The 14,898-nt window shown below is 54.1% G+C and carries 11 protein-coding genes and 1 pseudogene; 7 read left to right on the plus strand and 5 right to left on the minus strand.

All coding sequences use genetic code 11. The features are described 5' to 3' along the window. Positions 1-59: 59 nt before the first annotated feature. The 3 genes from CSR02_RS05080 to CSR02_RS05090 all read right to left on the minus strand — a co-directional run bounded on the left by CSR02_RS05080 (position 60) and on the right by CSR02_RS05090 (position 4,609). On the minus strand, positions 60-2,303 hold the full coding sequence (locus tag CSR02_RS05080; protein ID WP_099540798.1) for an ATP-binding protein: 2,244 nt from the start codon (positions 2,301-2,303) through the stop codon (positions 60-62). A gap of 103 nt (positions 2,304-2,406) precedes the next feature. Then, on the minus strand, positions 2,407-3,669 hold the full coding sequence (locus CSR02_RS05085) for a multidrug effflux MFS transporter (RefSeq protein ID WP_183172644.1): 1,263 nt from the start codon (positions 3,667-3,669) through the stop codon (positions 2,407-2,409). 160 nt (positions 3,670-3,829) lie between these two features. Continuing rightward, entirely contained in the window at positions 3,830-4,609 is a 780-nt protein-coding gene (locus CSR02_RS05090) for a TVP38/TMEM64 family protein (protein ID WP_099540800.1), read from the minus strand. Between the two features lie 14 nt (positions 4,610-4,623). Between CSR02_RS05090 and CSR02_RS05095 the strand changes: the two genes are divergently transcribed. The 7 genes from CSR02_RS05095 (at position 4,624) to rodA (ending at position 13,498) form a co-directional block, all read left to right on the plus strand. Further along, positions 4,624-5,673, plus strand: coding sequence for a COX15/CtaA family protein (locus CSR02_RS05095; RefSeq protein ID WP_183172652.1), 1,050 nt, complete (start codon positions 4,624-4,626; stop codon positions 5,671-5,673). Positions 5,674-5,968: 295 nt separating this feature from the next. Next, positions 5,969-7,558 carry a 2-isopropylmalate synthase gene (locus tag CSR02_RS05100; protein WP_099540802.1) on the plus strand — a complete coding sequence of 530 codons (1,590 nt, stop codon included), beginning with the start codon at positions 5,969-5,971 and terminating at the stop codon, positions 7,556-7,558. Positions 7,559-7,761: 203 nt separating this feature from the next. Next, complete coding sequence (locus CSR02_RS05105) at positions 7,762-8,808, plus strand: rod shape-determining protein (RefSeq protein ID WP_003629847.1); 1,047 nt, start codon at positions 7,762-7,764, stop codon at positions 8,806-8,808. Between the two features lie 95 nt (positions 8,809-8,903). After that, positions 8,904-9,818: a rod shape-determining protein MreC gene (gene mreC, locus CSR02_RS05110; protein ID WP_042786338.1), complete on the plus strand. Its 915-nt coding sequence runs from the start codon at positions 8,904-8,906 to the stop codon at positions 9,816-9,818. 5 nt (positions 9,819-9,823) lie between these two features. Beyond that, entirely contained in the window at positions 9,824-10,387 is a 564-nt protein-coding gene (locus CSR02_RS05115; protein ID WP_099540803.1) for a rod shape-determining protein MreD, read from the plus strand. A gap of 19 nt (positions 10,388-10,406) precedes the next feature. Then, positions 10,407-12,332: a penicillin-binding protein 2 gene (mrdA, locus tag CSR02_RS05120; RefSeq protein ID WP_099540804.1), complete on the plus strand. Its 1,926-nt coding sequence runs from the start codon at positions 10,407-10,409 to the stop codon at positions 12,330-12,332. Further along, entirely contained in the window at positions 12,329-13,498 is a 1,170-nt protein-coding gene (gene rodA / locus CSR02_RS05125) for a rod shape-determining protein RodA (protein WP_042786341.1), read from the plus strand. The genes mrdA and rodA overlap by 4 nt, the downstream gene beginning before the upstream one ends. 75 nt (positions 13,499-13,573) lie before the next feature. Here rodA and CSR02_RS05130 read toward each other — a convergent pair whose 3' ends face one another. Together CSR02_RS05130 and CSR02_RS16980 are read right to left on the minus strand one after the other, a co-directional pair. Beyond that, on the minus strand, positions 13,574-14,803 hold the full coding sequence (locus CSR02_RS05130; RefSeq protein ID WP_099540805.1) for a tetratricopeptide repeat protein: 1,230 nt from the start codon (positions 14,801-14,803) through the stop codon (positions 13,574-13,576). A gap of 11 nt (positions 14,804-14,814) precedes the next feature. Then, positions 14,815-14,898: pseudogene (locus CSR02_RS16980) on the minus strand (biopolymer transporter ExbD); the annotation flags it as partial.

Here is a 14,898-nt window from a genome sequence, read left to right on the forward strand (position 1 = left end):
CGCTCTATCCTGCATGCGCCAGTTCTGCAAGGTATGGCGGGTTTTCCCGTAGGGTCTGCTTATGCGCCAGTACGTGCACTAAGTGCTGCCGTTACAACTTCCATCAAGCCGTCTCTGCGGAAAGGTTTGGCCAAAAGCCGGGCATTTGCCACACCACCTTCTGGCAGCTTGGAATCCGCCGTGAGATCTCCCGACATATAGACGATGGCCAGTTCCGGATAACGTTCCACCAATACGCGAGAGAGGGTTAGCCCATCCAGCGGGCCGGGAAGCTGAATATCCGTCACCAGCAGATCCAGCGGACCTTCAGCAGCCGCGGCCACATCAAAAGCCTGCTCTCCGTCTCCGGCTTCCAACACACGGTGGCCGGCCATACTCAGAATCGTCACAACAATATCGCGGATGGCGGCATCATCTTCCACCACCAGCACCTGCAAGGCCTGCGAAGGGGCTGGCTTGTTTACTTTTGGTAATGAGGTTGGCTGCAAGACCTGTGTAGCCGACAACGCTGCCGCCTTGGGCAACCACAGAGAAACTTCCGTGCCACTCCCGCTGCCTGTTGCCACCACAACCCGGCCTTTCACCTGCTGGGAAAAAGCCAGAACCATGGCCATGCCAAGCCCTGTACCCGCACCCTCACGTTTGGTTGTGAAAAAAGGTTCAAACAAATGGTCCAGCACCTCACGCGTCATGCCGCTGCCGCTGTCTATTACATCCAGCCGCACCCAATCCCCGGCAGGAAGCGGAGTCGGGTCTGACACCACACGCATGTTGCGCCCTTCTTCCACCAGCAGACTCATCAGATCTGCATTGACTGAAAAAGTAACATTCCGCGCCGCAATACGAAGCCGCCCGCCCGATGGCATGGCATCACGCGCATTGATGGCCAGATTCAGCACGGCACTTTCAAGCTGCGCCGGATCTGCCCGCACGGGCCATACGCCTGAAACATCGGCACATTCCACCACAATGCGGGGCCCGATAACGCGGGCCAACAGCCCATCGAGCAAAGAAAACAGATCCGCCAGATCAAAACTGTCTGGCACCCCTGTCTGCTGCCTGCGCATAAAGGAGAGAAGCTGGCTTGTAAGCGCTTCAGACCGATGCCCGGCATGCGTTGCCGCTGAAAGATATTCCTGCCGCTGCTCTACCTGATCAGGCAGATCATGCTCTGCGGCAAGCTCCAGATTCCCCAAAATAACGGTCAGGAGGTTTTTAAAATCATGGGCAATACCCGCGGTAAACTGGCCCAGTGCACGTAGCTTTTGCGCCTCACCCAACGCACGCTCACTGCGCAACCGCATGGTAATATCTGCAGCTGTCAGCACAAAGCCGCGTCGCTCCGCTGCACCATCAGGTGCGAAAAACAAGGTGCGACACAGTTCCAGATCTGCACCATTAATGCCTTTGCATTCCACCACCACAGGTGGCGCAGGCTGGCCTTTGGCCAAGCTGGTTTCAACATGCTCCAAGGGCTCAAGCAGCGGCACACCATCCACCACCAGCACAGCACTTAAATCATTGTAAGAAAGCCCTGGTTTGAAAAAACTCTTTTCCAGCCCAAGGGCCACCGCCAGTTGTTCGTTCCAGTGCCATAAATGCCCATCGGCACCAAAAACAGCCACACCAAGGCTCAAGCTATCCAGCGTGGCCCGCAAACGCAAAGCCAGATCACGCGATGAAGCCTCGGCCCGTGCTGCATCCAGCGAAGAACGATCCAGCACCCAGCCTGCCGAAACCAGACTGAAAACCCCAGTGAGAATCCCCAGCAAAGCCAAACGCCGCTGCCAACTGGTATTGCGCAACATGTTGGCAACACGATCTGCCTGATCAAGCGTACTGGCACGGCTAAGAACGGAAAGATTCTGGTCCAGATCAGCCAGAAGCTGCGCCCCACCAGCAGGCGTACCTTCTGGAGAGTGAGGCCAAGCGCTTATGGTTTCCAACTGTTGCCATACACTTTGCAGTGGTTCTACGCGGCCTCCGCCCTCTCGCATCTGCACCACACGAAAGGACTCAAACCCACGCCGCGCATCAGATAGCTGCTGAATGGCCTGAACATAACAGCTACCATCTTCGGGCCTGTGCTCGGCCTCCCATGCATAATGGCATATGCGCGCATCACTGGTGGCATGGTGCAAACCACGCAGATAACTTCCCGCTGCGGTACTCTGGCGGTCCAGGTCTCCATGCCGGGCCATTTCATTGCCCAGCTCAATCCCCATGGTGCCAAATGTTACAATCAGCAGCCCGGCGCCAATAAGCGCCAGAATATGGGCCCGTCTTGCTGGATGCCGTGGCATGTTATGCACGCTCCCTTCCCTAACCCCATCTTTGCATCTGGACTGGGCTGCAGCCCTGCCGCCGTCAAGAGCAGAGCGGGCATAACCGCTTTTTGTACAGTTTTTAGTTCACATTTTGTCGATGAGGACGCAGCAAGCCCATTATCAGCATCAAAATAGCACCAAAACACATGCATCCCGCCATAGGAATGGCGGAAACAGCCGCAAACTGCCCAACTACAACGCCCGCTATGGCCCCCAGCACATATTGCAGCGTGCCCGCCAAAGCAGATGCAGCCCCGGCAAGGGAGGGATGATCCGCCAAAGCCCCCATCATGGCGTTGGGGAAAATAATGCCCGTTGGTGCAAGCGTAAGCAGCATGGCGGCAATCACCAGCCATACTTCATAGGGCTGCCACGCCGGAGGTGCGTACCATGCACTCCACAAACTGACAGCCACCAGCAAAAGGCTGCCAATAACGGAAAGGCAGATGGCCGCCATAAGCAGTTTGGCGGAATCAATACGCCCCACCAAAAGCCCGTTTATCTGCGAGGCCCCGATCATGAACACCGCAAAAAACCCAAACAGCATGGAAAAATGCAGCGGTGAAAAATGAAACAGCTTCACAAATACAAAAGGCGCTGCCGTAAGGTAGCTGAAGGACATGAAAGTGGAAAAAGCCGTTATTAACGCGTGGCTGGCAAATGCCCGATCCCGCATCAACGTCACGTAACGCGTTACCAGCGTAACGGGAGAGAGTGCCACGCGCCGATCATAGGGCAGGGTTTCAGGCAGCACAAACAGAATAAGCGCCACACATATCGCACCGTATGCGGCAGATGCCCAAAAAATAATGCGCCACGATACAAACTCAACAACCAACCCACCCAGCATGGGTGCTAGAATGGGCACAACACCCATAACCATCACCAACTGAGACATCATGCGTGCACCCGCATTACGGTCTGGCACCATATCACGCACGCAGGCCGTGGGAATAACCAAGCTGGCTGACGCCCCAATGGAAGCGACAAAACGTGCAATGGAAAATGTAGTGATATCTGGCGCAAAAGCACATATGGCAGAGGCCACAGCATATAGGGCATTGCCTATAAGCATGGGCTTACGTCGGCCAAATCTGTCCGATAGGGGGCCAACGGTAATTTGCCCGATTGCCAACCCCACAAACCAGATAGACAATGTAAACTGTACATTGCCCGCACTTGTATGGAAGGTCTGCTCCATGGCCGGAAAGGCAGGCAGATAGATATCTGTTGAAATCGGCCCAACGGCTGTCAGGAACCCCAAAAGCAACGGTACCCATACGGGGATACGCCCTGCAAAAAACGATGTTCCGGCATCCCGCACAGCAGAGGGAGAAGCCATAAGCAGCACTCCAAAAACAAACAAAAACGAAGGGAAAAAGAAAAATGTCTGGCAAAAACACAGACACAGCCCATACAGGCCAGCACCTTATGATTTTACAGCGGGCTTAAGATCAGTCCCTAATTCCTGACATCTCAGCGCCAGCCAGACCATATATGGATCAGGAAACCTGCCGGGCTATACGTGCATGCCGCCATAGCCAAACCCCTATGGCGCCAGAAACCACAAACAGCGCCCCCCCTGCCGCGTATTGCCAGAACGTGCCAACCTGAACACCAGCCCCCAGCAAAACAGCCACAAGGTTTTGGGGAATGCCCCCCACAAGGGTTGCTGTAAAAAATGGCAGCACATCCATGCCTGAAATGCCCCCTAGCAAGTTCAGCAACAAAGCGGACCCCACAGGCAATAGCCGCAAGGTAAGAGTACTTGAAAACGGTTGACGTGTCAGAAATGCGTCCATTTGGGCAAAACGTTGCCCCAATTTCTGCCTTGCCCATGCACGCCCGCCCCATCTGGCCCAGAAAAACCCGGCCAAGCACCCCAATGTGGAGGCGATGGTGATAAGTGCAAGGCCTTCCCACAATCCATAGGCCAGCCCGGCTGCAAACCCGGCCACCTGGCGTGGCAAGCCAAACCCGCACCACAAAATGGCGCCACACAAAAACACCATGCGGCCCCATACGCCCTGGCGCAGCACATCTGTACCGTGCAGCATACTGTGAAGTGCGGGCACATGCCGCAACCCAACCGCCCCCACCACCAACACAAGCAGCATAAGCAGCGGACGCAGAAGCGATACAGAAGAGCGGTGGGGAGGACGAATGTGCTGTTCCATCCAGCCAAGCGGTACCATCTTCTTGCAGCAGCCTGCAAGCTGGCTGTAAACCCGATACAGAAATTCAACCCATAGCGCCAAAGGCTGCCATGCCCTCCTCATCATCTCCCCAGACAGACATGACACCCGCCCACCGTAAACTCATTTCAGGCTGGCTGTTTCTGCTTTGCTTCATGCTGCTGGGCATGATCGCCATTGGTGGCGTAACCCGTCTGACAGGTTCGGGCCTTTCCATTATGGATTGGCAACCGGTAAGCGGCTTTATTCCGCCCCTTTCCCATGCTGAGTGGGAAAGGTTGTTCGCGCTGTATAAAACCATTCCGCAATATCATCTTCAGCATGAAGGCTTCGGGCTGGAAGGGTTCCAGAAGATTTTCTGGGCAGAATGGATACACCGCTTTTGGGGCCGCCTGATGGGGCTGGTGCTTCTGCTCCCGCTTATCTGGTTTGTAATCAGGGGTATGATCACGCGCCGTTTGGCTTTGCGGTTGTTTATCTTTTTTATTCTGGGTGCACTTCAGGGCGCCATTGGCTGGTTTATGGTGGCATCTGGCTTCCGCCCCAACAGCACGGCAGTAGAACCTATACGGCTTGTGCTGCATCTGAGTGCAGCCTTGTTGCTTTATGGTGCCATTTTATGGACAGCATTTTCCATCCGCTGGCCTGTGCCGGAAAGCCACGGCGCCTCTTCCTCTGCGCGTCTGGCCAAGCGCTTGGCCTGCTTTACCATTGTGCTGCTCTGCACCACCATTATTGCCGGTGGGTTTACGGCTGGCACACATGCCGGGTTCCTGTTCAACACCTTCCCGCTGATGGACGGGCACCTGATCCCGACAGATTACGCCCAGCTTTCCCCTTTCTGGCTAAACTGGTTCATCAATAAAGCGGCCGTGCAGTTTGATCATCGTTTGCTGGCCACTCTTACAGTCCTCAGTATTGGCGCTGTGCTGCTGGTGGGCCTGAAAGCCAAGGATTTGGGAGCCAAAACCCATAACGCCTTTATTCTGCTGGGATGGGCCGTGGTGATCCAATACGCACTTGGGGTCACAACTCTGCTGCTGGTCGTGCCTGTATGGGCCGGTGCTGTGCACCAAACATTCGCTGCTGTGTTGCTGGGCGTTATGCTTTACGTGCTGCATTGCCTGCGTGGCACAAAAGCTGTGGGTTAAGGCAGTATTTGATAACGTTTTACTGTTGCGTTTGAAAAACAGGACGGTATGGTGCTGCGCATGAATTCCGAGTGGTTCACGTCCGATTCCCTAAAAACCCGCAAATTGGCGGGTACGGGCGGCGTGGCCCTCCGTCTGGACCTTCTCCTTCGACTAATCTGCCCCTGAGCGAGCCAGGCGGCCAAGCGCTGCCACGCCCAGGGGAGAACGAAAAGAGCGCTCGTGCATAAACGGGCAGAATATGGCACAGGCCCGCTATTCTTGTTTCAGACCAGATTTTTTCAGGAAGCATTCTATGTCTGCTGATACCACCAGCTTCAATCATCCGTCCTTTGGCCGCATGACGCCAGACCGCGTGATTGTGTTTGACACCACCCTGCGTGATGGAGAGCAATCTCCCGGTTTTTCCATGAACCTAGCAGAAAAGCTCCGCATGGCGGAAGCGTTAGCCAATCTGGGCGTGGATGTGATTGAAGCAGGCTTTCCTGTTGCTTCCAAAGGTGATTTCGAATCCGTTAACGAAATTGCCAAACACACCAAGGGGGCCGTTATCTGCGCTCTGGCACGTAGTGGCGGTGCCAAGGATATTGCCGCTGCGGGTGAGGCCCTGGCCCCGGCAGAACGCAAGCGTATCCACAACTTTATTTCTACCTCTCCTCTGCACATGAAGTACAAGCTGCGGATGGAGCCGGAAACTGTTCTGGAACTGATTACCTCCGGCAACGCCGCCGCCCGTAATCTGACAGATGATGTGGAATGGTCTGCCGAAGATGGCTCCCGCACAGAACCGGACTTTCTGTGCCGCTGCGTAGAAGCCGCCATCAAGGCGGGTGCTACCACCATCAACATTCCTGATACAGTTGGTTACGCCACGCCAGAAGACATGGAAAAAATCTTTTCCATGCTGCGCCAGCGCGTACCAGGGGCTGATCAGGTCATTTTCTCGGCCCATAACCATAATGATCTGGGGCTGGCTGTTGCCAATACGCTGGCTTCCATTCGCGGTGGTGCGCGGCAGGTAGAATGCACTGTTAATGGTATTGGTGAACGCGCCGGCAATGCCGCGTTAGAAGAAATTGTTATGGCGCTGCGCACGCGGCATGACCAATATCCCTTCACCACAGGTATTCATACAGAAGGGCTGCTAAAGGTTTCCCGCATGCTGGCCACTATCACCAGCTTTGATGTGCAACCCAACAAAGCCATTGTGGGCCGTAATGCCTTTGCGCATGAAAGCGGCATTCATCAGGATGGCGTGCTGAAAAACGCAGCCACTTATGAAATCATGACCCCCGAAAGCGTGGGCTGGACACGTTCCTCCCTCGTGATGGGCAAGCATTCCGGGCGTGCTGCTTTCCGCGACAAGTTGAAAGTGCTGGGGTATGAAGGCATGGATGACACCCGCCTGAACGAAGCCTTTGCCCGCTTTAAGGATCTGGCAGACCGCAAAAAGGTTGTTTACGATGATGACATTATTGCGCTGGTAGATGATGAAGCCCGTGATCATGACCGCATCCGCTTTGGTGGCCTGAGCCTGAAATCTATTTCTGGCCAGCCTTCTGAAGTTGATCTGGAACTGAGCGTGGATGGCAAAGCCATTGAAGCCAAAGCCACGGGAAATGGCCCGGTGGATGCCGCCTTTAATGCGCTGCGCAAGGCTTTTCCGCATGAAGCACGTCTGGCCCTGTTCTCTGTTGGTGCTGTTACAGAAGGCACGGATGCGCAGGCCCGTACAACCGTGCGGCTGGAGGAAGCAGGCAAGCTGGTAGATGGTCAGGGTGCAGATGCAGATACAGTTGTTTCTGCCGTGCGCGCCTATGTGCATGCCCTGAACAAACTGCTGGTAAAACGTGCACGGACCGAACCAGAAGCCCTGACCGCCTGAAAAAACTTTTCAGGCCCTTCTGCAAAACCGGGCAGACAGACCTTACCTTGACATTATATGTCAGTTTCTTAACGGAAGGTCTTGTCTGCCTCGTTACGCATCGGTAATTCCTGCATACATATTTCCAAAGCAGCAGGGATGATAAGCGTGGCCAGCTTTCTTGCCCTCTGTTGCACGGTACCCGTTCCAACCAGGAGTCCTGGATGTTTTCTCGTCTGCTCGGTCTGATGTCTGCCGACATGGCTATTGACCTGGGTACTGCCAACACCCTTGTTTACGTTAAAGGACGGGGTATCGTTCTGAACGAGCCTTCTGTTGTGGCTATTGCAGATATACGGGGAAAAAAGCAGCTTCTTGCCGTAGGGGAAGAGGCCAAGCAGATGGTTGGCCGTACACCGGGCAATATTACAGCTATCCGCCCCATGCGCGATGGCGTGATTGCGGACTTTGAAGTAGCGGAAGAAATGATCAAGCATTTCATCCGCAAGGTTCATAATCGCCGTGCCTTCGCCAGCCCTCAGATTATTGTGTGTGTGCCTTCTGGTTCTACAGCAGTGGAACGCCGCGCCATTCAGGAAAGCGCAGAAAGTGCCGGGGCAAGGCGCGTGTTCCTGATTGAGGAACCCATGGCAGCCGCCATTGGTGCGGGCCTGCCCGTAACAGAACCTTCTGGCAGCATGATTGTTGATATTGGCGGTGGCACCACAGAAGTGGCCGTTATCTCTCTTGGTGGCATTGTGTACGCACGCTCTGTACGCGTGGGGGGAGATAAAATGGATGAAGCCATTATCTCCTATATCCGTCGTACCCATAGCCTGTTGATTGGTGAAAGCTCGGCAGAGCGTATCAAGATCAGCCTTGGCTCCGCCATGATGCCAGATGAACCGTATGAAAACGGCCCCTGGCAGGATGTTAAGGGGCGCGATCTGATTAACGGCGTCCCGCGTGAAGTTCAGGTTTCGCAAGCACAAATTGCAGAAAGCCTTATGGAGCCTGTCAGCCAGATTGTGGATGCTGTTACAACCGCACTGGAAAACACGCCCCCCGAACTTGCCGCCGATATTGTTGATAAAGGCATTGTCCTCACCGGTGGCGGTGCGCTTTTATATCGGCTGAGCGATGTGTTGCGCCTTGCAACAGGCTTGCCCGTGACTGTGGCTGAAGATGCGCTTTCCTGCGTGGCATTGGGCACAGGCCGTGCGTTGGAAGAAATGAAACGTCTGCGCAACGTGCTGACAACCATGTACTAAACCAAGGCTCCAGCTTTCTGGCTGTAACCCGGCACCAGATTGCAAACGGGCATGCCTTTCGCTTTCCTTCCCTCAGATAGGGGTTCCCGGCTTTCATGATCCCGGTTTCCATCCAGGTAAGACAAGCTCTTGGCAAACTGGTTCTGCCGGTTTTGCTGCTGTTGTCTGTCGGGATTATTATTGCTGGTCAGGCAGACAGAAAGCTGGCTGATACTGCGCGCATGTATGTGGCAGATGCGCTGGCCCCTTTATGGGGGTTAATTGCCCATAGTCAGACAGATATCAGCCACCTTGTACAGGGTGTCAAAGATGCACGGCATCTGGCGGAAGAAAACGCCAAACTCCAGACCGAAAACGCTAAATTGCGCCGGTGGTATGATGTTGCTGTCTCCCTCGCGCGGGAAAATGATAGCCTCAAAACAGAACTACACTGGGTGCCAGAACCTACCCCCGCTTTTGTAACCGGCCGGGTGGTAGCAGATAGTGGCGGCATGTATGCACGCGCCGTTTTGCTTGTGGCTGGCACCACCAGTGGCGTGCATGTTGGCAATGTGGCATTGGCCACAAATGGTCTGGCTGGGCGCGTAACAGAGGTTGGCCCGCATGCTGCGCGCGTGTTGCTCATAACAGATATAGCCAGCCGCCTGCCTATTGAGCTGGAATCCAGCCATGCCACGGCCATAATGGCGGGCGACAATTCCCCTATGCCAAGGCTGATGTATTACCCGCAGGATTCCCGCCCCATTGAAGGGGAGCGTGTTGTTACCAGTGATCAAGCTGGCGCCTTCCCCATGGGGCTGCCTATTGGCACAGTGCATTATCTGCATCCCGGCCAGCCGGTGGTGCAGCCTTTTGTGCAACTGGACAAACTCACCATGCTGCGCGTGTTCGATTTTGGACAATCTGAAATTGAACCGCCTGAAGCACCCGGCCATGTACCCCTTACGCGGCCACATCGCCCATTGGCATTGCCATTCAAGACACTTCTGGGACAAGGGCAGGAAGGGTAAACCTGATGTCCGAGCCCTCGCCCCCCTCATGGGACCCAGACCTTGAACCACGTCTGACCTTTGGCCAGAAGCTTGACCGTACAGCGCGGCACCTGCTGCCATCTGCATTTATTGTTCTGGTTATTATCTTTTTTTCGGCCCCGCTGGCCATTCCCGGTTCTGCCGAACTGCTTTCCGCCATTGTTATCGGGTCTGTTTTCTTCTGGTCTGTCTGGCGGCCTACCGGCATGCCTGCATTGGCGCCATTTGTGCTTGGCCTGTTTATGGATCTGGTTGGTTTTACACCTTTGGGGGTCAGCTCTTTTATTCTCCTTTTGGTGTACGGCATCAGTTCCTATGCCCGCTTTGGGCTCATGCGCATGAATTTTTTAGTGGTATGGTTTCTGTATGGTCTGATAGGTGGAGCAGCTTCTTTTCTGCAATGGGCACTGGCCTGCCTGTTCCGGCTGCATGGTCTTGATCCAGCGCCAGCTTTGTTTGAAGCGCTGCTGTGCATAGGGGTTTATCCGTTGCTTTCCGCCACTTTTTCATGGTTCCTGCATATTCTGGATGAAAAGGAATCCGCATGAACAGGCATGAAAGCGTCTTATGTGGCTGAAGCGGCGCAAGAAGGAAAACAGGCGTTTTCTACCTGTTCGTGAACAGAAAGATCCCGCACGCGGTGTTTTTACACGCCGGGCACTGCTGTTTATGGCCGTGCAGACAGTGACCTTGGGGGAACTTGCACGCCGCCTGTATAAAATCCAGATAGAAGATGGTGACCATTACGCACGCATGGCGGCCAAAAACCGTATCAGCAAGCGCCTTCTTGCCCCACCCCGTGGCCGTATTGTGGACCGCTACGGCGTAGCCCTTGCCAATAACAAGGAAAACTGGCGCGCCCTTTTGATGCCAGAAGAAACCACGGATGTTACGGGCACGATTGAACGGTTTTCCAGCATTATTCCGCTAGATGACCGCGACCGCACACGCATTGCACGTGAAATGCGGCATCAGCGGCGTTTTGTACCGGTTATGCTGCGTGATTTCCTTTCATGGGATGAAATGGCACGCATTGAACTCAATGCGCCCTCGCTCCCCGGTGTGCTGATTGATGTGGGCACACGCCGCGTTTATCCGGAAGGGGAACTGCTGGCCCATATTATCGGCTATGTTGCCCCGCCCAATGAAAAAGATGTGGCCCGCTCTGCATTACTGGCCCTGCCGGGCATGCGTGTTGGCCGTGCGGGGATTGAACAGAGTCAGGATGAAAATCTGCGTGGTACGGCCGGATCTGTAGAAATGGAGGTCAACGCCGTAGGGCGTGTGATGTCTGAACTCAACCGTGAAGAAGGTGTTCCGGGCGAAGAAATCAGCCTGACAATAGATCGTGCACTCCAACAAAAAGTGCTGAACGCTATTGGAGATCAGACCGCCTCTGCCGTGGTGATGGATTGCCAGAATGGCGAGGTGCTCGCCATGGTCAGCACACCTTCGTTTGATCCATCGCTATTTGATAGCGGTGTCAGCCACGCGCAATGGATTGAATGGACAAACAACCAGCGCACCCCCCTTATTAACAAGGCTGTTGCCGGTGTGTACCCACCCGGTTCCACGTTCAAACCCGCTGTGGCAATGGCTGCGTTGGAATCCGGCCTTGTTTCTCCAACGGATCGCTTTTTCTGCCCTGGTCACTTGGATGTAGGCGGCACACGCTTTCACTGTTGGTCTCGCTGGGGGCATGGATCTGTTGATCTACACTTGGCACTGAAATATTCTTGCGATGTTTATTTCTACGAAGTTGCCCGCCGTATTGGCATGGAACGCATTGCAGCCACAGCCCATAAGTTTGGCCTTGGCACACAGTTGGATATTGAGCTGCCCCATACCCGTACGGGGCTTATCCCCACCCCGGCATGGCGGCAGGCGCATCATCACCACTGGAATGGCGGAGATACCATTGTAAGCGGTATTGGGCAGGGGTTTGTACAGGTTACACCCTTGCAACTGGCCACCTATACAGCCCGCATTGCCTCTGGGCGCGCTGTGCAACCGCATCTTGTGCGGGCCATTAACGGGGAAATCGGCAATCAGGTACAGCCAGACCACTGGCCTACCCTTGATATGCCAGAAAAATACCTGGCTGCCCTCCGTTCCGGCATGTTTGCCGTAATTAACGAACCCCACGGAACAGCCCCCAAAGCACGGCTGGATCTGCCCGGTATCACCATGGCTGGCAAAACAGGCTCAGCACAGGTGCGCCGTGTTTCTCGCGCACTGCGTGAAAGTGGGCATTTCAACTCCGCCAATCTGCCGTGGGAATATAGGCCGCATGCCTTGTTTATCTGCTTCGCGCCCTATGATTCCCCACGTTATGCCGTATCTGTTGTGATTGAACATGGCAACGCAGGCGCAGATGCCGCAGCCCCGCTTGCCCGCACCATCATGCGTGATACTTTGCTGCGTGACCCGGTAACACACACCACGCCGCCAGAAAGTGTGGCAGATGCCGGCAACATGTTGACCAACCCATGAAGTTTCATAAACGGCTGCTCAGGGCAGAACCCAGCTTTCGCCTTATGTCCAAGCTCTGGCGTATCAGCTGGCTTTATATCCTGCTGATCTGCACGTTGGCAGGCGTTGGATATATCACACTCTATTCTGCGGGGGGCGGAACACCTTACCCATTTGCGGCCCCACAAGCGGCCAGATTTGCCGTGGGGCTAGTGATGATGATTACCATCGCCATGCTGCCCCCACGCATGCTGATGCACGCCGCAGCCCCCATGTATGTGCTCTCACTTATCCTGCTGGTTGCCGTGTTGCGCATGGGGCATGTAGGCAAAGGGGCAGAACGCTGGCTAATTATTGGGGGATTGCAGGTTCAGCCCTCGGAATTTGCTAAAATTGCGCTGGTTCTGGCGCTTTCAGCGTGGTTTTCACGCATAAGCTATGCGCGTATGGGCAACCCTTTGTGGTTAATACCTCCAGCCCTTATCGTGCTTGTACCTGTTGGCCTTGTGCTAAAAGAGCCTAACCTTGGCACAGCTGTTATTATTGGAGGTATTGGCGCATCACTGTTTTTTGCAGCCGGAATGCGCCTTTGGCAAATTGTGCTGCTTTTGCTCCCTGTGCCATCGCTTATCAAATTTGCCTATAACCATCTGCATGATTACCAGCGTGCGCGCATCACTACCTTTCTGCATCCAGAAAATGATCCCTTGGGGGCGGGTTACAATATTATCCAGTCTAAAATTGCACTGGGTTCTGGCGGCATGTGGGGACAGGGTTATCTGCACGGATCACAAGGGCAATTGAACTTTCTGCCTGAAAAGCAGACAGACTTCATTTTCACAATGATTGCCGAAGAATGGGGGTTTGTTGGCGCAGCTGCTGTTATTGGGTTGCTGCTCACAATCATTCTGGGCGGCATGATCATGGCTATTCGCTGCCGCAACCGCTTTGGGCGCCTTATCGCCCTTGGCATCAGCATGAATTTCTTTTTCTACTGTCTGGTCAATCTGTCCATGGTGATGGGCGCTATCCCCGTCGGCGGCGTGCCCTTGCCTCTAGTTTCTTATGGTGGCTCTGCCATGCTGAACGTCATGCTGGGGTTTGGGCTGCTGCTTTCAACATGGGTTCATCGTGATTCTGTTGAAGATGAAGAAGAGGATGACGACAATAAAGACGTTATTTCATAAGCTTATTGCCATACTTTATAAAAAAGGCCGCTCTATTTATAAGAGCGGCCTTTTTTATAATTTTTGTCGTTTGATTTACTTGGTCGCTTTTGGTTGTGTCAGATGCAAAATCCAGAGCTGCGCAATATCCCGCGCGCCATTATCGCCTTCAACACTCCGTAGTGCCGCCAGTGCCTGATCCTTGTGCCCGGCCTGAAGTTCCGCCAGCCCCAAATGCAAGCGCGCAATATTCACATCACTCACACCCTTACTGATGGCCTGCTGCATAAGGGGCAAACCTTTATCAGCCTGCCCGAATGTAACGTAATTATACCCAACAGTTAGCAAGTCATTCCCATTACTGGCAGAAGCTGCAGCCTGTTCATCTGCGGCAATGGAAGCCTTTTTAGAGGCCACAGATTTTTCAACCATGGCCTTCAGGCGTGCCTGACGGGTAGCTTCAGCTCCCTGCCCCAGAATACCAGCCTGATACCCCTGGTTCATCAGGTCCAGTGCCAACTGCGGCGTATTCTGCTGCATGGCAATTTCCGTCATGTCCATAAAATCATGGGAGGTGGAAACATCGCCTACAGCCAGACGGATCCGATAAACATCCAGCTGCAAGGATGTTGGAATTTTAGGGTTTGCAACCAGTTCATGCAGCAATAACGCCCAATATTCTTTTTTGGGATAGTAGGTTGCCAGCAAAACATACGCATGTGTTGTTGTTGCAGAATCCTTTAGTGCCGTCGCACTTGCTGCAAGCATTTGCAGTTCAGATTCTGTTGGTGTCTTACCTGCCTTTATGCTGGCATCTGCCTGCTGTTTCACCACCTTGATGGTATTGGGGTAATCCTTCTGAAGATAATAGGATTGCGCCAGCAATGTTTCCATCTGCGGGTTAGGGCCAGCCGCTTTCAGATAACGCTGAATGTTGGTAATGGCTGTGGGATAATCTTTGGCCCCATATGCCATGGTTGCCTCAGACATCAGCATCTGGTTTTTCATGGCTTGAGGCGTGCGGGGGGAGGCAATCAGCTTATCGTAAGCCCCGGTTGCGGCAGAAAGGTTACCCGCTTGTGTGGCAACGGCTGCACGCATTTGCGTAATGGTATATTCTTCGTAATCTGTTTTGCCTTTTACGGCATCTGCGGCATTTACCGCATCCATCGCCTTGGCATAATTATGCGCGGCCAAAGCAGATTGCGCTGCTTCCAGCTGTGTTCCAACCTGTTGCCCCAGCTCATCTGCCGCATGTGCGATTGGCTGCATAACAACCCAAGCCGTTGTTGCACAGAAAAGGGTACGTAAAATACGAGAAGCCATTCTTCAAATCCTCATTTCCCGTCAGCGAACTGTTCCTGTCCGACGATCCCGATTTTTGTGACGCCGAGGCGCTGTGCATCGGCCATGACATGGAT

The organism is Acetobacter pomorum, from assembly GCF_002738225.1.
In the GTDB taxonomy this organism is placed as follows: Bacteria; Pseudomonadota; Alphaproteobacteria; order Acetobacterales; family Acetobacteraceae; genus Acetobacter; species Acetobacter pomorum.